Raw genomic sequence first — 17,547 nt, forward strand, 5'->3', positions numbered from 1 at the left:
GGTAAAGTTTTTATAAGCATGCAAAGTATGCGCTTCGGCTTAAGAAGCGCATGCACTATCTACCCAAAAAAGTCCAAAACCCTAGCGATCACCTTGTTACCACCGAATCAGGTAAAGGGTTAGCCGCCGAACGGTGCATCGCGCAACAATGCTTACCACTAAAATTCTATGGGGCGTGCAGCCAGTTTGGCACTGTCGAGTATTTCACGCCTGTTAGTCTTTTATTCAGTCGCCGATACACAAGAAACCGGTCAGGTTTATTTCCTTACGTTTCATAAGGATTGGACTATAATTTAGATGTGCATCACAAAAAATAGCCGGGGCAGGGAGTTGGCGGTCACCCCGCAGGCTGCCGGCATACGCTTTCGAGGGATCGTTTTGTTGTAAAGGAGATTGAACATGTCTGTTCCCTATCCATCATCCGACGGCGGTATTTCGGTGGAGCTCGGCAAGGGCTCCGCAACGCCAGTGTTGGACGCCGGTAAAGTCGACTTATTTCCCATCGCCAACCAAGACTTCGAAAAAATCAAAACCCTGAAGGATTTGGCGTTACGTAACATCACCCTGGAACAATTCCCGATAGTGGGCGCTTGGCGCGATAAGCTGTTCGCGCCGGAAGGTACGCCGGAAATTTGCGACGAGTTGCCGCGATTGCTGACCGAGTTTTTACGTCGGCCCGAGAGCCAGGCGTTACCGGCTTACACTCGGCGCGCCCAAGCGTTGCGTTATGTTTTTGCCAACAAAACCGCGATCGTTAAAGCCGACGATCTGCTGCCCGGCCAAACTACCACCAGCTTTGTTGGTCCGGTGGTCTACGCCGATACCATCGGTTATTGCATCTGGCCGGAACTGAAAACCGTCACGACCCGCGCGCAAAATCCGTTCAAGATTCGCCCGGAAGTGGCCGACCGCCTGAATCGGGAGATATTTCCATTTTGGTTGGAACAGAAGCCAATCCAAGAGCTGGCCCGCTATAGCGATTACGATAGTGCCGACTATGAAAATCGGGATAGAGTAGCCGGCAGTTACCCGCCATCCATCGATCCGCCATTACGTAAAAAAGCCGGACAAACCCCAAAAGCCCAGGAATTGATGGAGCGTGTGGCGTTCTTCCTGTCCGACAAAGCCACCTGCGTCTCGCATACCGTGCCCGATTTCGAACGGGTTTTGAAATATGGTTTCGATGGCCTAATTGAGCGGGCCCGGCAAGACATCGCCAACGGCGCGGCGGCCACGCCGCAGCAGGTAGAGTTTCTGGAAGGCGTAATTGAAGTTTACGAAGGTGCCAAAATTTATGCGGAACACTTAGCGGAGGCTGCCGAGCGCGTTGGCAATCAGGCGCTGGCCGCCATCTGCCGGAAAGTGCCGGCCCAGCCCGCAGACACTTTGCATGAAGCGCTGACGGTAGTCTGGATTTGCTATCACCTGTTGCTACAGGAAAACACCAATTTCGGCTTTTCCATCGGCCGCCTGGACCAAATCCTCAACCCGTTCTACCTGGCCGATTGGCAAAAGCTGGATAGCGCTGCGGAGCGGGACAATTACACACGCCGTGCCGTGGAGTTGGTCAGTCATTTCTTTCTGCATTGCTCCGACCACGTGCCGCTGTCTACGTCCGGTTCGGAAACGCTATTTGCCGGCAGTGGCTCCAACCAGGCCCTGACTGTGGGCGGTACGCGCTACGAAAACGGCCAAGCCGTCGATGCAGTCAACGACATGACCTACATCATCCTCAAGGCCACCGAAATTTTGTCGATTCGCGATCCGAACGTGCACGCCCGCTATCACCGAGACGTGCATCACCGCGACGCGCAAGGTAATCCCCTGCCAACCGAGGTGATGGATCCTTACCTAAGACGGATTTGCCAGGTCAACATCCTGACCCGAGCCACACCGGCACTGCATGGTGACGCAGCGGTGGTGCCGGCCATGGCCGGTTATTATGCGGCGCACACCGGCATCAGCCCGGAAGAAGCCTTGGCGGATGCCTATGATTACACCTCGATTGGCTGCATCGAAGAAAACGCCGCGCACAAGCATTACGGCAACACCGGTTCGACCTTGATGGTGCTGCCGGCGGTGTTGGAGTTGGCTTTGTTCGGCGGCAAGCATCGCAGCGACGGCGTGGCGCCGAAATCGCCTAATCTGTTTTACGGCGACGAGCGCTATACGACGCCGCCGTTGACCACTGTCGCTAGCATGCAAACCTTTATCGAAGCCTTCAGGTTTCAGTTAAACGAAATGGCCCGGCATGTCGTGCAATGCAACAATTACTTTGGCCGATTCTATGAGCAATCCCGGCAGTCGCCGTTTTTGTCCGGTTTATTTACCGGGCCGAGCAATACCCCGGACAGTAATGGCGCCAGTTTTCGCGACGTATCCGCCGGCGGTGCTAAATACAATTCGGCGGGCATTGCAATCATCGGTTTGGCCGATGTGATCGACTCATTTTGCGTACTGGATAGCTTGGTGTTTAGTGGCAAAGTTGCTGCGGGGGAATTGTTGGCGGCGATGCAGGCCGACTTCGATGAAAACGGTTTACAGCCGAAAAGCCCCTGGGCGGCATTTCTGGAGCGAGTGCAAAGTTGGTTACATCCCGAGGATGCGCCGCTGAGTTTGCCTAATCTAAGCCAAGATCGGTTAAAACAAATCAAGGAAATGGTGCGCTTGGCCCCCAAATACGGTGCCGGCGTCGACCAAACTCCCGGCGGCATTTATAACAATGCCGCGGCGGTGAAATACACGCATCTATTGACCGAAATGTTGCAGGAGGTGTTTGCCCAATACCGCACCCATCGCGGCGGACGTTATCTACCCGGTTACTGGAGCATGACCAACCATGCCGGCTTCGGCATGTTGACCAAGGCCACGCCCAATGGCCGGCGTAGCGGCGAGTCGTTTGCCAGTGGCATTACGCCTTGCCCCGGCGTGGTGAAAGCCAACGGCGAGCCGGTCAATTTGCTGGATCATATGCTGTCGGTTACTTCGGTGAATGCCAACACCGTGCAGAACGGCTACACCTATAACCTCAGCCTGACTACTCGCGATAGAGGCCATTTCGAAGCGGATACCGAATTGTTCTCGCGCTATATGAAAGCTTTTGCCGACCAAAACGGCGTGCTGGTACAAATGTGCGTGTCGTCTATCAACGATCTGGTCGCCGCCGACCGCGCAGCCACGGCCGCCGGCCAGACCGGCGCCGGCGATGCCGAACATAAAGCTCTGGAGCCTTTCAAGGACTTGATGATACGGGTAGCGGGTTACTCGGCGTATTTCGTCACGCTCAGCCCGCAAATGCGCAAAGAAATTATACAACGAGCCAATTTTGGCTTGGACACCGGCGCCGAGCAACATACGCTTAGCGCACTTTAATAGGAGAACTGTCATGCATGCCGGATTTCCCTGTTTAATGCCGAATTTACAAAAAACCTTACGCTTAGGCAGTAATGCCGCCATTGATGCAGGCGAGTTGCCGGCGGTGTTGGATAAAATCGAGGGCCGGCTGCTGGCCAGCGGTATGGCGGTAGCCTTGCGCCTCGGGTTTGGCTATTTGTTGCGCGATTGTCATCTGGATGCCGCTCAAGCCGCCAAGGCCCATGCTTTTTTCGAGGAAAACTTCGTGATTGTCGATCCCTTGGCACCGGGTGGCCGTCGTTATTACCAAGGCAAATTTCTGATCCGCACCAGCCGGCGCGGCGACGATATGAACGTGCTGCTCAGGTTTTGTCCCAATCCCGATTCACTGTATATCAAGACTCCATTCGGACAGGCGCTAAATTCGCTGGCGCTAGTCGATACGCAAGTGCTGACCGAAAGTCAGGCCGACCAAATTGAGAGCGATCCCAGCCGAGTGGATTTAGTGGTGCGCTTTAAGGACGTGCAATCCATCGTCGGTCTGCTGGGCCGTCCGGGCGTGGATATTGTCGGCTTGCTGCTGGAGAACCTGGTGCAACTGACCGGCCATGTCGGTCATTTGTTCAAATTGGGCGCAATCGCCACGGATATCCAGTTGTCCTTGGATATTCCCGACGCGGCCTGAACATGGAGCGCGAAGATGGACAGCAAAGCCTACATCTTCGATATCAAACGCAACACCAGCGAAGATGGGCCAGGCATCCGTACCACGGTGTTTTTCAAAGGCTGTCCGCTGCGTTGCAGTTGGTGTCAAAACCCAGAAGGCATCGCTTCGGGGCCGTCCTTATCTTTTCGTGCCGAGTTATGCCATCCGGACGACTGTGAGCTGCCTTGTATCAAAGCTTGTAAAGCCAAGGCCTTAACCCTGCAAGACCGGCAACTGCGGTTTGACAGGGAGCGTTGCGACCAATGCGGACGCTGTGCGACGGTGTGCTCGCGGCATGCCCTGGAACAGGTTGGTCTATGGCTGGGTGTGGACGAGCTGTTTTATCGAGTGGCCATCGATAAGCCATTTTTCGACGCTACTGGCGGTGGCGTTACTGCATCCGGCGGTGAATGCACTATGCAGATGAATTTCCTACACGAATTTTTCAAAAAACTGAAAGCCACCGGCATTCATACCGCCATCGAAACCAACGGCATGTTTAATTTTGGCCGGTTCTCACGTTTGTTGTTACCGTGGCTGGATTTGATTTATTTCGACCTAAAATTGATAGACGAAGCCGCCAGCATTCTGCACACCGGTCATTCCAATCGGCCGATTTTGGATAATCTGCGGCGTCTGGCCGAGATTGCCAAAATCCCGGTTGAAGTGCGGATTCCGCTGATTCCCGGCATTACCGCCACCGAGGCCAATCTGCAAGGGCTAGCCGTTTTTTTGCGCGACCTAGGCATCAAGCAGGTTAACGTCCTACCTTATAACCCTCTGTGGCTCGATAAATTGCAGCGTTTTGGCGTCGATACCGAGTATCGGCACGACGCCTTTATGAGCGATGCCCAAATTAAGCACTGCATCGAGAGTATGCAAAACGCTTGAACTCAAGGAGAGTCATCATGCAAACCGATTTCCATCACGCCGTTACCTATGTCGTCGCCCGTACCGCCGGATTCGTTCACCAGGAGGCCGACATCATTGCTTATTCGGCGCAATATGTGGACGACGCCGTCAGCGAAGGTGTCGTGCATTTCGACAACGACGCCTTTTATGCGCGGATTCATTCCTCGCATAAAAGCACCGATGTCGGTAATTTAAACAATGATTACAACCACTTGATCTGGTTGCCGTTCCATTTTCTGCCGGGTAACGGCGGCAAAGGTCCGGGCGAAGATCCGGAAGGCACGTTTATCCAAAAAATCGTCTGCCTGCCGGATAGTCCGCCGGCCAAGGAGATGGTGCAGGCGGCAGTCAATGATAAAGGCAAACCTTACAGCTTGCATCGACTGGGGATTGCCTTGCATGTGTATGCCGATACTTGGTCGCACCAAGGTTTCGCCGGGGTAATTCACGAAATCAACAACGTCGAACATGCCAGGGAACTAAAGAGCTCTGGCATGTATAGCCAACAGCTGCAGCATGTGCTTGAGGATATTCTGGATGACGTGATTCCACCGCTGGGACATGGCCGTGCCAAGAACTTTCCGGATCTGCCGTTTTTACATTGGCAATATAAGAACGGTCGCGGTGTCTGGATAGATCGGGATAACGCCTCGGATTTCTGCACGGCGGCGGACGCGATGTGTAAAGTCATGCAGCAATATCTGGGCAAAGCGCAGAGTGGATTGCCGGTTGCCGACCAAACCCTGCTGCAAAAAATCTTCCTTGATTTAAAGATTAAGGAAGACAAAGCCCGCCATGCCAAATGGCTGGAGATCGTCAAGAAAGGCTTCAATGGCGAAAAATTCAGCTTCGGTACGGCCGAGATCAGCTATGCCGCCGAAGGCGCCAATTCCTGGAAGGAAATAGCTTTGGGCAGTAGTTGGGATATGCGCGTGCACCAATACACGCCGGCATTTTTGGGCAGCAACTGGAAGTTGTTTCACGACGCCCTGCAATTGCATCGTTTGACAGTGCTGCACGATATTTTGCCCAAATACGGTATTTGTGCGGGCTGAGCCGATAAACAGGAGATTAAACATGAATGCCAAACCCGAATCCGATCTAGCGTGCCGGACTCTGTATCCCATCGTGTTGCTGCACGGCGTCGGTTACCGCGACGACATGCTGATGTTAAATTCCTGGGGGCGGATTCCCAAAGTACTGGAAGCTGCCGGCGCAAAGATTTTTCAGGGCGGCCTGGACGCCTGGAATAGCCATGAAACCAGCGCGATTGCCCTGAAGCCCAATATTGAACAGGTACTCACCGAAACCGGCGCAGCCAAGGTCAATATCGTCGCCCATTCCAAGGGTGGCCTGGAAGCGCGTTACCTGATATCCAAGCTGGATATGGCCGATAAGGTCGCCAGTCTGACGACGATTTGCACACCGCATCATGGTTCGGCCGTGGCGGATTTGGTGGCCGGCGACATTCCCGATACGCAAAACGTGCTGAGCGTAAATTTCTTCAAACGTCTGGCGCAGCGATTGGGGTTCGGCGCGATGGACATTCTGGCCAGAATCACCGGCGACAAAAGCCCACAAGCCGGCCTGGCCATCAGACAGCTGACACGCGCTTATCTGGCGGAATTTAATCAACAAGTAACGGATGCGCCCGGCGTCTACTACCAAAGCTACGGCAGCATGATGCGCCGGGCTATCGACGATCCGATGTTTGCCGCCACGCAGGTTTTGCTGAAGCAGATAGAAGGCGAAAACGATGGCATGGTCTCCACCCAGTCCTGCCAATGGGGCAGATTTCGCGGTTTGATCGGCGCCAGCAATCCGGACAAAGGTTTGTCGCATGGCGACTTGGTCGACTATCGCGGCTTCCTGCTGACGCATTTCGATGTCCCGGCAGCGTATCTCGACATAGTCAAAGACTTAAAACAACAAGGCTTTTAAACGGCGGGATTTTATGTCCCAGCCTAAGCCAACAATATAACCATCACAGGGGATGGACCATGAACAATTATCTAAACGTCGCCAATTTCCCAAGTGCGTCAGAGGATGAAAGGCAAGCGTTGGGCAGCGCTCTCGACGCCATTCTGACCAACGATTTCAAAGCCGGAGCGTTACCGATGCTCGGCAGTTATCGGAAGATTTTGGGGGACAATCTCCGCCGCGAGGAATGGGAGGCTATCCACGAAAAGCTGCTGACTTTATTTAAATGCGGCACGAGCACGCCACTGGACGGCCCGATGATCGGTGTGTCGATGTCGATTCGCGATAGTGATTATTTCAAGGAAGCCGCCAAGAAACACGGCGAAAATCGTTCTATGCTGGCGCATCTGGAATGGATGGCGACCTTATGGAATGTCACTTACGCCAGCACCGGTTTATGGATGGGCAAAACCTTTGAGCCGGTGACTAAAGAGGTATTCGCCGCCAAATGCGGTCACGACCCGGTGGCGAGTTTTGCTTACGATCCGGACGTGGCCCGTATCGGTCGGAATTTTTTCCGCGACCCGGACGACCCCAATTTTATTCAAAGCTTGGGTATGCCAGTGCTGACACAGTTCTGGAATTTAAAAGACCGGCCTTTGGATACCAAGGCTCAGGGCTTCGATAGCCAATTGCTGGCCGAAAATCTGGCCAAGGAAAAAGCCATTCCGTATGTGAAAACCGGCGGGATTTTCCTGGCTTCGCCTGGCAAGTCGGTGGTTGGCGACATGGCCGGCAAAGCCGTGTATCAGCTTAATTATCGATGGCATGACCTCCATCCGGCATTCCCGATGACGCGGCTAATCGATGAGTTGGTGCAGATCGATGACGGCATCTATTTGGGGCAGTTGGTGATGGCCACTCACCATTACAGTATGGGTACTTTGCAGATACCTTTGTTTGGCGATCATCCGCCGGAGTGGGAGTTGGGCGCAGCGTACACGGGTGATAACTCGATAGATTACGGTTATCAAAATAACGGCTTCTTTTTGATGATAGATACCGCTCGCGCCAGGGAAGCATTCGCCGACGCAGCCTTTCCTAACCTGCGGCCTAGGCCCGGTGAGCGCGGCTGGAAGGAATTGGGTTACGACAAACCCGTGCCGGCCAAAGCGGGTGCCGTTCCGGACAGCGTGGATTGGGCCTGTGGTTGGCGTGACGACCCGGTGTTGCAGCGTAAATTCACGACATTTTGCCTGGAAGCGTCGCCAAAAAGTGATGATGGCGATGTGCGTGAATTGCTGCAGCCAGGCGAATCGATTTTGCAAATGTTGCAAAGCCAGCAAGGCAAAATTTCTGCGGCCAGTGGTTTTGACGATCATCTTCGGCATTTTGAAGTGCTGAATCGGCTGTTTCGTTGCGGCGTTGCGCCGCGCATTGTCGATGGCGTGTTTCAAGGCCAGGGTAGGGGCTATAACACTCGCTTCGATGCGCCCGAAGCGCGTGACTGGTATGGAAGTGGCGATCCGTGCCAGGGTTTCGACTATTATCATGGCGCCACGTTGAATGTGCATTGGGGCTTTGGCGATAGTTTTATTGCCAACATCGCCCGATCTTTGCAGGAACACGGCATGATTCCAGCCGCCCTGGCTGATAAGCTGCAAAACGATCCGCGCGCGCCCAATTTGCTGAACGCGGTATGGGCCAATATCGGCCGATTTATTTTTCCGTGGGCGGGTAAATCGTTCGAACGTATCAGCGGTCGCAAGTTGAGCATGCTGCTGGATGAGAGCGACGACTTAGCCCGGCGCTATCCCGAACGGGTCGCAGCGCTAAAAGCTCATCCGGCCAGTTTTCCGCATTACGCCTTGGTCGAGAAAAACCGCGAGCATTATTGGCCAGAGCCGGGCGTTTACGCCGAGCATCTAAGCAGCGGTAGTTGGGACCAGGGTATGTCTAAAACCGACAAGGCCTTTTGGGAACGGGAAGCCGCCGAACATTGGGTGTTTGGCAATAACATCCAGGATTCGCGCATTCTGGTCACCGACGCCTTGTTCCGGGTATTGGATATGAATTACCACCCGCCGTTGCCGTCCATACAGCAATTAGCCGATTCCGGACCGTCGCCGTTCGTCAGGCAGGGCTATAGCTTTTTGGGCGTGGATGATAGGGAATCGATTTTGCCGATGAATAACGGCCCGGAAGCCGCTAAGAAAGTATTCCAGTTTCATTACCGCTATCCGCTGATTGGTGGCCCGGCGCCTATCGGCACCTGCCTGGACGAACTGGTGGAAATCGCGGAAGGCTTGTTCCTGGGACAACTGATTTATGCCACAGACTTGCTGGTGCCGTTTCACTCGGCCACCGATCCGGCGGAATATCAGTACCAATTATTCGGCTATTTTCTGTTGTTGGATAACACCTGGGAGCAACATCGGCAGGCGATAGGCTTTGATGTAAACATTTAAGCGTGCGGTATATTTCGGCTTATTGGTTTTATCAGCGGGGGGGGGTAAGTGTTTAGCTGTGGACGGATCGGATCTGTCGGCTAGCCTAGGGGGCTCTCTTTGGGAGAGTCCCTTTGATGGCTGTCTATTGGACAGGCTGGCCTTGACGATTAGCGTTTTTCGTCATTCTCTTCGCCAATTTCCCATTCCTCAATTGCGGTTTCGATTATTTTGCCGCTGGCGGCGTCGACTTCGATTTTGGTTTCTAAACCTTTGTCGTTGACGATGTCGAATTCATAAGACGAGCCGCCGTTTTCCTCGACTTCGTATTCGACTTCCTCAATCTTGCCGGGGTTGGCTTTTAGCGCAATCGCAGCCGCATCTTCTTCGGTGACTTTGACATTCTTTTTGAAGGCCTGGCTATTGGGGTCGGACACCTCTGATTCTTTTTCAGTCAGCTTGCCGCTGTCGGCATCGCACATGAACTCCCATTCCTGGCGGTTGTTGTCGCGCAGTTCCAATTCATAAGCGCCTTTGCCGGAGACAGTTAGTTTTTCCAACTTGATTAGCTCTCCGGCCTTGTCTTTTTTAGCCGCCTGAATGCAATTTTCCAGCCCTTGATCTGCCGCGACGGCAAGCCCGGACAAAGCCCCAAAACTGGCCAATATAGATAATGTTAATAATGACTTTTTCATAAGTTACCTCGCAAAAAAAAGGAAAAATTCCCGAATATCAGGAATCATACGCCTTTATGGATAATCAATCCATGGGCATTGGCAAATTTTGTCAGCTTTTCCCGACTGTCAATTGCCAGTTTCAGCCTGATTTGGGTTTGGCAATTGGAGACGGTTTTACTGCTGATGCCCAGTTGCAGCGCTATGGTTTGCAATGAACAGCCTTCAGCTAACAGACAAAACACATCAAACTCGCGGGAACTTAGCGAAATAAACGGATCAAGTTGTTTTTTGATTTGTCGCATGGCCAATAGCTGCGCGATGTCTTGATCCAGGTAATAGTCACCTTGCACAAGCTTGCGGATGATCTCGGCCAACTTCACCGCGTCGGGAAGCGCTGCCAACAAACCTGTCACACCGGCCTGCATATAACTTACGGCATGGGCGCTGGAATGGCGAAGCAAGACCACAAATTTACTGGAGGGTGCAATGGCTTTTATTTGATCGATCAGGTTCAGATTGTCCTGCAAGGCCGCCTCTCCATCGATCATGGCTAGGTCTAAAGCCGCGAAATTCACCGGTTCCGCAGTATTTGGCTCCGTTGTCATGACGACAATACCTTGTTTCTCCAGTTCTTCCGGATTAAGGCTAATTTCTGCAAACCCTGGTGCGGGTAGCAATAGTCTGATGACTGACACGATATCTTGCCTATTGTCTAAATGGGTGTAATTGCAAATCCAAGCCATTGTGGTGCAGAAGGCATTGTTCTCTCTGGCGTCAATGGCTACCGATGCACTCGCCTTTTGATTGGGGGTTTGGGCCTAGCCGTCGTTGGAGCTTAACAGAAACAGGGCGTTTTAACGCCGATCTAACGACTATCGATGTTTTTCAGCATTCGTTCGATGGACTGCATGTAGATCTGCACGCTGCTTTCAAAAGCCGGCGAAATGGCGGTAAATTGAAAACCTATCCGGTGGGCGGTCGTTATAGTGCTGGTTTTGACATCGATACTGTATTTGGCTCGTAGCCCGATATCGGCATGATGATGTTCGTGGTCGTGCAGAAATAAAGTGCAATTGCCGGGCTCGATAGAGACTAAATCCGGCTGTAACTCATGGTCGGGATTCAATAAGGCCAGTCCGCACAAGCTAATATCCATCAATTTGAAGTCTTTTACGATAGATGTTGGTAGGCCATTTGCGTCGGTTAGGCTAAAGCCAAATTGACAATAAGTGCCGACGTGCGATTGCGGCACTTTTACCCGATAATAATTGCGCCGCTGCCGCCAATACAGTCTATCCGGCAGAGGCATCATCAACACTGCTCCTTGCTCATTCCGCACCAGTTTGATGTTTACGCCTTGAAAAGCTGCTTCAATCCCGTCGACCTGAGTGAGGAAATGCACGCGCTTGGTCAATAACAAGCGATCCGTCAATTCCTGGGTGGGCGCAACGTCTATCGCCAATACATTATGCTTAAGGTCGATTTGCACAATCGCGGTTAAAAACGATTGATTGTTAACGCCGTAGCGAGCGGACAAAATGCAATTGCGTTGCTGAATTTCCGTTAGGTAATTAACAATCTGTTTTTGATTAAAAATCGCGAAATCGTCTTCCATCGATCATTGTCATCGGTTTGTAAATATTCGGAAAATATAGGTTAAAAACCGGATTGTTGCTGGCGGGAATAAGGACGGGGTTAAGCTTTTTAGTGCGGGGAAGTTTAGATCTAGTTGCTGCGACGCCGGATGCGGAAAACAGTATGTCTGGTGGTAAGGTCGAGGTGACGGGCGTAATCCCGTCACTCCAATTCAATCTTTACAGCATCTCCGCGATTTGAACCGCCGCTCTCTTAACATCAAGAAATATCAAGCCCAATTTGGCCGAAGACTTGGTCAAAACGGTGAGAACACCTTCGGAACCGGCATAGGTCATTAACACATAGCCAGCCTTACCTTTGATCAGCACTTGCTCCAACTCGCCTCTCGCCAGTTCTTGCGCTGTACGATCACCCAATGACAGCATCGCGGCACTCATCGCGCCTACCCTGTCTTCGTCCATGGAGGCCGGTAATACCGATGCCATCATTAAACCATCGGTCGATATCACGCCACTGGCTTCGATATCAGCCGATGAGCCATTCAATTCCGTCAAGACAGATATTAATAAATCCGAACGCATGGTGATCTCCTTATTTGTCTCTGTAGGCCAAGGCTAGATTGGTGAATAACGTGCGGCTCATGCCGGAAATTTTCAAAAACTTTTCCAGTTCTTCCGCCAAGCTCGACGCTTGATAGGATTGCTGCATCACCAGCAATGAAAAGCCGGTTACCGAGTTAACCGCGGCAATCGTCCGAGCGCAATGTTGCTTATCGTCACCGAAGGTTTCAATTATCAGCGTGAAAAGACGGTTATTGATCAAAGTCATCGCTCCGGCCATGAATTCGACAGGCAATTTAACCTTGACATGCACATCACCGACCTTGAACATCTGTGCGGTAAAGTCTTTATCATAGGGGCCTGTGAATAGTCCTTCCATCCATAGGCGGTGGGTTTTTTTCAAACCCTCGACTCGGCCTTCCAGAAACGCAGCGGTTTCCGGTATGGTGGCCAACTGTTGATAAAATTCGTCGGTTACCGCCGCCAGATGTGGCTTAATTTGCGATCCGACCTCTAGCAACAAAGCTTCCTTATCGGGGGTAAACCCGCTAAACGATTTGCTGTATACGGTCAGCTTTTCGAAATCCAATGACATTAAAAACGCTCCTCGTGAACTTGAAAAAAATACAGCCGACTTTATAGGGGGGATATTGCGGCCGCATGGTCTTGCTAGTTAGACTCAGCGCGGTAAGCATATACTAGGTTTTTTGTTAGGTATTTTTCTGCGCTGCTTATTTGCGACTTATGAGAATTAGCTCGCAAACCAGAGGGTTATTAATATTTTCGAGCGTCTATCGCCAAGGCATTGTGCATAAGGTCAATTTGTACCATTGCGGTTAAACCCGATTGATCATTAACGGCATAGCGAGCGGACAAAATGCAATGACGCCTCTGGATTTGCGTTAGGTAATTGACAATTTGTTTTGGGTTGGAAATTGCGTAATTGTCTTCTATCGATAGTGATCGTCGGTTTTGCAAATATGCGGAAAATATAGGTTAAAGACCGGATTGTTGCTGGCTGGAAACAAGTGATGTTTAGGACTGGTTGTCGCAATAGCGGTTGCGCGACAAATCGAAGCTAAATTATTGTTAAGGGACACTCGCGCACTCTGACCTAAAGGGCTGTGAGAGGATCTAAGCCGGCATCGTGCGTTTGTTTGATGAATTGGATTCCTTGTGCGTTAACTGTATGGCTTTTGCTCAGTTGTAGGTCACGGCAGCTTATTCGCACAACTTAGCGCCAACGGCAAGCGGATCGAATCCTTCTGGCCATTTGCTCTTAGTATCGAAACACAGGCCGGTAAGCTTCGCTTCTTCCAGATTCGCCGAGGAAAAATCCACCTCTCTCAGCTTGGCGTTCGATAAATCGGCATGTGCAAATGAAGCTTCGCTAAAGCTCACTGCCGTAAAATGAGCATTGGTGAGATTGGCGTACTCGAAGTTAGCTTTTTGATAGCTTCCGCCTTGAATATCCAAACCGATAAGCGTGGCACGCGAAAAATCGCTGTTGTCGAAATTGGAGTGCTGAAATCTAAATCTCGATAAGTCTCCGTCAACATAGTAAGAATTCGAAGCATCTATACCTTGGAGTACTATTCCCCACGGAAAGCGATACGTAGTTGGTGGAGCAGTTCGCGGGGGATTTCCCTTGCAACCAGTCCATATAGGAAAGACCAGTAATTTTGCTATATCCAAGTTATAGGGCAACTTAATATGGCAGTCGACAATAACGGGCCCCCAATCAACATCGGTGAGATTGGCCTTGGACAAGTCAGAGTCTTGTAGATTAGTCATTTTCCCTTCTGCTACGCCAAAAATAGCTCCCTTAAGATTCGTGGATTGAAAGATCGTGCCACGTAACTCGGCACCTCGAAAGTCCGCGCCAGATAAATCCTGATCAACGAATTTCAAACCGCGTAGATTGGCTGAAACCATACGTTTGCCGTGCAATTTTGTGTTGTTGATCGAAGCTCCCTCAAAGGAAGCGAGCCTCATGTCGGCTTTAGAAAAATCGGCATCATCGAGTATCGCGTCGTCGAAGTTTGTGGCAAACAAAACGGTGTCATCAAAGTCGGCGTGTCGAAGATCAGCGTGATTGAATTGTGTTTCGGATGCGCTTTTTAGATTACGAAATTTCGCATGATTGAGTTTCGCTCCCTTGAAATTAGAGCTATGTATATCGGATTCAGAGAAATCGGCATTACTCAAATCGGCTCCGGATAAATCCGTATTGCTAAGTTTGGCGCCCCGGAAATTGGTACCAGCCAAATTCAGGCCGGCGAAAGACGAATGATCCAAATCATTTTCGTAACCGCTAAAGTCTCTGTCGTCCCCAAGCTCTTGAATTCTGCCAAGTTTGAACAAAGCAAAAGTTTTTCCATGTCTAGCAGCACTATTCTGTATATCCAGTTTTTGGATAGCCTGATAGTCTGCCAAAGCAAGTTCATAGGCGCCTTGTTTGTATCGGGCGTCAGCCCGGCCTACCAAGGCTGATAGGTCTTTGGGTCGTAGTTTAAGTATTTGGTTAAACGCCAGTTCTGCCGCAGCATAGTCCTGATTTCGAACGAAAAAGGTGGCTTGTTCTCGTAATAACACTTGGTTTTTACGTGTATTTCGTGAAAGGGAGAATAAGGAATTCCGTTTTTTTCGGTAAGCATCAATGGCTTTTTGATATCGATTATCGCCGTGCTCAATAGAATATGCATAAGGGAACATCATGCACATGCTAGTTTTGAAACCACTCCGAGCATTGCCGTCAGCAAAAACGGTTACCTTCTTGCCAACCGAAAAATCCCATCCGCAACTCGCGCCATTCTTATGAAATTCGATATCGATCTCTTTGGATTCCGGTCCTTTATAGAGGGTTGTCAGCTTAAATTTAGCGCGGCTTGATGCGAGTTCATCGGATATTGTGGTAATGCTATATTTGTCCGCTACGGATGTCGGCACAATTTTTTCAACCGATTCAACAATACCTTTGAAAATCAATGTGCTGGCTTGAAGATACTCTTCTGGCTCTGGATCCCAACAACTGCAAGCAAATACCTGTATTGGTAATACAGCCAAGCAGAAAACTATGACCTTAAAGATCATATTTGCCAGCTTGCCACGCTTGGCTGGTTTTGAGAATACGAACATTGAAATTGACGACTGCAATTATCGATGTTTTCATTTTTCTTCCTTTGGTTAGTCAGAATTCAGGAGTTTGGAATGATGATCAGACAAAGGTAAATTGGTCGTCGATTACGCTGTTTCTCAATCACTTTCCGGCAAATTCAACACCGCCATCGCCCCACCGCCCTCGGCATTGCCAACCTTGATCTCCCCGCTATGCAACATAGCCACTTCCCGAACAAAGGCCAAACCCAAGCCGGTACTCTTGCGGCCATTGTTGGGGCGCGGCAGGGAGTAGAAGCGTTCGAACACACGTTCCAGCGCATATTCAGGGATACCTGGGCCGTGGTCGCGGATGCGTAAAAAGATTTGCGTGCCGTCGCGGCTGCCGTTGATTTCGATCGTCGAAGCGGCGGGCGCGAAGGCCAATGCGTTATCCAGTAAATTAGAGATGGCCTGCCGCAATAAAAACTCTTCCGCCAGCACGGGTAGCGGTTTGTCTACCGACACGGCGGTGTGCAAATTGAGTTGCAGCAGTTGCGGGGCTTTTTCGGCTAGGATGCTGTTCAGCAATTCGCCTAAATCCAATAGCTGTGGATCGGATAATTGCTGGCGCTGCTCTAACTCCGCCAGTCCCAATAGCCGTTCAATTAACTGGTCCAGGCGCTCGGCTTGTTCGCGGGCGTTGCCGGCGAAGCGGCGGCGGTCGGTATCCGGCAGCGGTTCTTCCAGTAATTCCGCCGCGCCGCGAATCGCCGCCAGCGGGCTTTTCATTTCATGGGTTAGGGTTTGTACATAACGCTCGACGTATTGTTTGCCTTCCAATTCCTGGCGCATGCTTTCCAGGGCGTGTGCCAGTGTGGACAGCTCGACGCTGCGTAATTTGGGCGGGCTGGCTTTGCCGCCAGAGGTAACGGTACGGGCATACGTGACCAACAATTCTACAGCGCGGGTCAAGCGCCAATTGAATACCGCACCGAATAGTAAAGCGCCGCCGAACAACCAGAAGGCCCCGCGTTGTATGGCATGCTTGCTGGCGTCGACAATGGGTTGCAGCAGGGCGGTGGGGTAGGCGACGGTGACCACGCCGATCAATTTATCGCCGTCGCGCACCGGCGCCGCGACATGCATGGTCGAGCTGGTCTTGTCGCCGGGATTGGCCTGCGAGGAGCGCGCGCCGTATTGGCCTTGCAGGGTTAGATAAACATCGTTCCAGCGCGAGTAGTTTTCGCCGATTGCCGTTCCCGCCGAGTCGAAACGGACAATGCCGGCCGCGTCGGTAACGTAAACCCGGTAATCCAGGCTTTGTTTCGGAAAACCGAAGATGCTCGCCGATACCGGCCGCTTGCTGTAGCGCTTGACCGCTTGAGCGAAATGGCCGTCGGCGATGCTGCCTTGCCGCAAATCCGGCGCGGCCAGTTCGGCCAGCAGGTTGGCGGTATCGACCAAGCTGGCTTCCAGCGCGGTACGCACGCCGGGGCCGATTTGTTTTACCACCAGCAACAACACCAGCTGCCCGGTCACGGCCACCAGCAGGAAGTAGCCCAGAAATAAACGTACCGATAACTTCATCGGCTTTGCAAGCTATAACCCAGGCCGCGATGGGTGCGTATCGGATCTTGATCGGCGGCGGCCAAGCGCAGTTTGGCGCGCAGGGTTTTGATATGGGTATCGACGGTGCGGTCGAACACGTCGCCGGGGTCTTGCCAGATTCGTTCCAGCAGTTGTTCGCGGGAGAAAATCCGCTCCGGGTGCTCGATCAATAGTTTCAGCAACAAAAATTCGTAACGGGTCAAATCCAGCAAGTGTCCGTAATAGCGGATGCGGCCGGCTTGGCTATCCAGGTCAAACGGCGTGTTCGCTGCCGGTGTTTGCTGGTTAATCTCGGCGGCGGCCAGCCGGCGCAGAATCACTCCGACCCTGGCCGCCACTTCACGCGGGCTGAACGGCTTGGTAACGTAATCGTCGGCGCCTATTTCCAAGCCGACGATGCGGTCGATTTCGTCGCTGTGCGCGGTTAGAAAAATCACCGGGATGTCCGAGAATCGACGCAGCTGCCGGCATAAATCAAAACCGTTGCCGTCCGGCAGGCCGACATCGAGAATCGCCAGGGAGAACGTTGCGGATTGCAATCTGGTCAAGGCGGTTTGCAGTAAGCCGACATGTTCGGTTTGATAACCGCTGCTGTTCAGCACGTAAATCAAAGTGTCGGCAATCGCCGGTTCGTCCTCTACGATTAAGATACGTTTGGCGGCAGTCAC

At 51.8% G+C, this 17,547-nt stretch carries 15 protein-coding genes; 6 read left to right on the forward strand and 9 right to left on the reverse strand.

Features of this window, described 5'->3' with window-relative positions:
* The first annotated feature begins 399 nt into the window (after positions 1–399).
* Genes EBA_RS06095 through EBA_RS06120 form a run of 6 tightly spaced genes read left to right on the forward strand, consistent with a single transcriptional unit; the run spans position 400 to position 9,360 of the window.
* Positions 400–3,372 carry a pyruvate formate lyase family protein gene (locus EBA_RS06095; protein WP_192373817.1) on the forward strand — a complete coding sequence of 991 codons (2,973 nt, stop codon included), beginning with the start codon at positions 400–402 and terminating at the stop codon, positions 3,370–3,372.
* Positions 3,373–3,385: 13 nt separating this feature from the next.
* Positions 3,386–4,039: a hypothetical protein gene (locus tag EBA_RS06100; protein ID WP_192373818.1), complete on the forward strand. Its 654-nt coding sequence runs from the start codon at positions 3,386–3,388 to the stop codon at positions 4,037–4,039.
* Positions 4,040–4,054: 15 nt separating this feature from the next.
* Entirely contained in the window at positions 4,055–4,951 is an 897-nt protein-coding gene (locus tag EBA_RS06105) for a glycyl-radical enzyme activating protein (RefSeq protein ID WP_192373819.1), read from the forward strand.
* 17 nt (positions 4,952–4,968) lie between these two features.
* Positions 4,969–6,027, forward strand: coding sequence for a DUF6765 family protein (locus tag EBA_RS06110; RefSeq protein ID WP_192373820.1), 1,059 nt, complete (start codon positions 4,969–4,971; stop codon positions 6,025–6,027).
* Positions 6,028–6,049: 22 nt separating this feature from the next.
* Complete coding sequence (locus tag EBA_RS06115; protein ID WP_192373821.1) at positions 6,050–6,913, forward strand: esterase/lipase family protein; 864 nt, start codon at positions 6,050–6,052, stop codon at positions 6,911–6,913.
* Between the two features lie 59 nt (positions 6,914–6,972).
* Positions 6,973–9,360, forward strand: coding sequence for a hypothetical protein (locus tag EBA_RS06120; RefSeq protein WP_192373822.1), 2,388 nt, complete (start codon positions 6,973–6,975; stop codon positions 9,358–9,360).
* A 149-nt stretch (positions 9,361–9,509) separates the two neighbouring features.
* Here the strand turns inward: EBA_RS06120 and EBA_RS06125 are convergent, their stop codons facing one another.
* The 9 genes from EBA_RS06125 to creB form a co-directional block, all read right to left on the reverse strand.
* Positions 9,510–10,034: a PepSY domain-containing protein gene (locus EBA_RS06125; RefSeq protein WP_192373823.1), complete on the reverse strand. Its 525-nt coding sequence runs from the start codon at positions 10,032–10,034 to the stop codon at positions 9,510–9,512.
* 44 nt (positions 10,035–10,078) lie between these two features.
* On the reverse strand, positions 10,079–10,711 hold the full coding sequence (locus EBA_RS24710) for a LuxR C-terminal-related transcriptional regulator (RefSeq protein WP_192373824.1): 633 nt from the start codon (positions 10,709–10,711) through the stop codon (positions 10,079–10,081).
* A gap of 170 nt (positions 10,712–10,881) precedes the next feature.
* Entirely contained in the window at positions 10,882–11,631 is a 750-nt protein-coding gene (locus EBA_RS06135) for a flagellar brake protein (RefSeq protein WP_192373825.1), read from the reverse strand.
* 199 nt (positions 11,632–11,830) lie between these two features.
* Positions 11,831–12,193 carry a roadblock/LC7 domain-containing protein gene (locus tag EBA_RS06140; RefSeq protein WP_192373826.1) on the reverse strand — a complete coding sequence of 121 codons (363 nt, stop codon included), beginning with the start codon at positions 12,191–12,193 and terminating at the stop codon, positions 11,831–11,833.
* A 10-nt stretch (positions 12,194–12,203) separates the two neighbouring features.
* The gene (locus EBA_RS06145) at positions 12,204–12,767 is read right to left on the reverse strand and encodes a protoglobin domain-containing protein (protein ID WP_192373827.1); all 564 of its coding nucleotides are present in this window, start codon (positions 12,765–12,767) and stop codon (positions 12,204–12,206) included.
* Between the two features lie 179 nt (positions 12,768–12,946).
* Entirely contained in the window at positions 12,947–13,150 is a 204-nt protein-coding gene (locus EBA_RS24855; protein ID WP_192373828.1) for a flagellar brake protein, read from the reverse strand.
* A gap of 243 nt (positions 13,151–13,393) precedes the next feature.
* Positions 13,394–15,310: a pentapeptide repeat-containing protein gene (locus EBA_RS06155; protein ID WP_192373829.1), complete on the reverse strand. Its 1,917-nt coding sequence runs from the start codon at positions 15,308–15,310 to the stop codon at positions 13,394–13,396.
* Positions 15,311–15,427: 117 nt separating this feature from the next.
* Positions 15,428–16,858: a two-component system sensor histidine kinase CreC gene (gene creC, locus EBA_RS06160; RefSeq protein ID WP_192373830.1), complete on the reverse strand. Its 1,431-nt coding sequence runs from the start codon at positions 16,856–16,858 to the stop codon at positions 15,428–15,430.
* Positions 16,855–17,547: a two-component system response regulator CreB gene (gene creB, locus EBA_RS06165; RefSeq protein ID WP_192373831.1), complete on the reverse strand. Its 693-nt coding sequence runs from the start codon at positions 17,545–17,547 to the stop codon at positions 16,855–16,857. The genes creC and creB overlap by 4 nt, the downstream gene beginning before the upstream one ends.

It is taken from the genome of Methylomonas albis, from assembly GCF_014850955.1.
GTDB lineage: Bacteria > Pseudomonadota > Gammaproteobacteria > Methylococcales > Methylomonadaceae > Methylomonas > Methylomonas albis.

Coding starts and splice junctions, on each gene's coding strand:
- EBA_RS06095 (WP_192373817.1), top strand. CDS start 400: ATGTCTGTTCCCTATCCATCATCCGACGGCGGTATTTCGGTGGAGCTC.
- EBA_RS06100 (WP_192373818.1), top strand. CDS start 3,386: ATGCATGCCGGATTTCCCTGTTTAATGCCGAATTTACAAAAAACCTTA.
- EBA_RS06105 (WP_192373819.1), top strand. CDS start 4,055: ATGGACAGCAAAGCCTACATCTTCGATATCAAACGCAACACCAGCGAA.
- EBA_RS06110 (WP_192373820.1), top strand. CDS start 4,969: ATGCAAACCGATTTCCATCACGCCGTTACCTATGTCGTCGCCCGTACC.
- EBA_RS06115 (WP_192373821.1), top strand. CDS start 6,050: ATGAATGCCAAACCCGAATCCGATCTAGCGTGCCGGACTCTGTATCCC.
- EBA_RS06120 (WP_192373822.1), top strand. CDS start 6,973: ATGAACAATTATCTAAACGTCGCCAATTTCCCAAGTGCGTCAGAGGAT.
- EBA_RS06125 (WP_192373823.1), bottom strand. CDS start 10,034: ATGAAAAAGTCATTATTAACATTATCTATATTGGCCAGTTTTGGGGCT.
- EBA_RS06135 (WP_192373825.1), bottom strand. CDS start 11,631: ATGGAAGACGATTTCGCGATTTTTAATCAAAAACAGATTGTTAATTAC.
- EBA_RS06140 (WP_192373826.1), bottom strand. CDS start 12,193: ATGCGTTCGGATTTATTAATATCTGTCTTGACGGAATTGAATGGCTCA.
- EBA_RS06145 (WP_192373827.1), bottom strand. CDS start 12,767: ATGTCATTGGATTTCGAAAAGCTGACCGTATACAGCAAATCGTTTAGC.
- EBA_RS06155 (WP_192373829.1), bottom strand. CDS start 15,310: ATGTTCGTATTCTCAAAACCAGCCAAGCGTGGCAAGCTGGCAAATATG.
- creC (WP_192373830.1), bottom strand. CDS start 16,858: ATGAAGTTATCGGTACGTTTATTTCTGGGCTACTTCCTGCTGGTGGCC.